Raw genomic sequence first — 1,142 nt, forward strand, 5'->3', positions numbered from 1 at the left:
CCCATCATCGTGCGCGTGTATTCGAGGGCCAGCGCATTGGGATCGTTGATCCGCATGCAGCTTTGAATGTCACTGATACGGAAGTGGAGGGCCTTGGAATTTGCGTTCTCGTAGATGAAGGGCCTGATGTGGTGCGCGTGCACGGGGCGATCGGACATGGGCAAGGTTTGGAATTCTTGAATCTTGATTGAGGAACTCGGGTGTCAGCGCTTGGCCATTTGCACCAGTGAGGCCCGAATGTGGTCGGTGTCCATGTCGGTGATCACCACGCGTGGAGTCAGGACCATCGGCTGATTGATTTCGAGATTGGGCAGCACGAGCAGGCAATGCGTCCCGTCATTGTTCGGGGCAATCATCCTGTGGTGTGCCAGCACCCCTTGACGTACGACGTCCGTCGAGGCGATGTTCGTGAGCAAAGTGACCACCACCGTTCGATCCAGTCCGAGGTCCAGCGCCGCGACGTCGTCCCCCTTCTGCGAAGTCGAGTCAATTTGGCCTCCAGCCAGATCAACGTCGTTCTTCAGAATCTGCCTGATGATCTCCAGTAAGCAATCGCGCATGATCGTTTCGGGGAATGGGTCGGCCGGCTCGGTGGCCCGAATGAGCCCGGCCAGGTCCAACAGGTTGGCATCGCTCCCCTCGTACCGCACGCACCGCAGCCGCCACTCGGGGTGTTGCTGACAGGCAGCATCGACCTCGCGTGGATCGCTAGCGGCATAGCACGCCGCGTCCAGCCAGGTCATGGTTTCTTCGAAGGTGTCGATCGACGCCAGGGCGTCGGGAAACTGCCGTGCATAGCTCTTCGGATCTCGCACACCGCGGCGCGTGCGCATGAGCGGCGATGCGAGGCGGACGTAGTCACCATCGCGCCAAAGCRCCGCGCAAACTCGGGCTTTCCCCCCGGGCGGTAGGAATTGCACGAGCTTCAGATTGTGGCGAGGCCGCGACCGGCGAGCCGGCGTGAGCATGTTGAATGGCTGCTGGGGCATGGCGACGCTTCAAAACCTTCGGACGACGTGGATTAGCGGTCGTCTCGGCGAGCACCGTCGGCGGCAGCAAGAGTCGGACGATCGAACTCCACGGATTCTAGCCTCCGCAAGATAAGTAAAGACGCGATTTCTCGACGCTGGGCCAGCAAATGT

Annotated in this window: 1 protein-coding gene; it reads right to left on the bottom strand. The window is 60.6% G+C overall.

Going from position 1 to position 1,142, the window contains the following annotated elements:
* Window positions 1-203: 203 nt before the first annotated feature.
* Window positions 204-833 (bottom strand): hypothetical protein, encoded by a 630-nt coding sequence (locus AC1DY5_RS56560; RefSeq protein WP_478122857.1) that lies wholly within the window; start codon window positions 831-833, stop codon window positions 204-206.
* Between the last annotated feature and the right edge of the window lie 309 nt (window positions 834-1,142).

It is taken from the genome of Variovorax sp. P4_D9 (assembly GCF_056401695.1).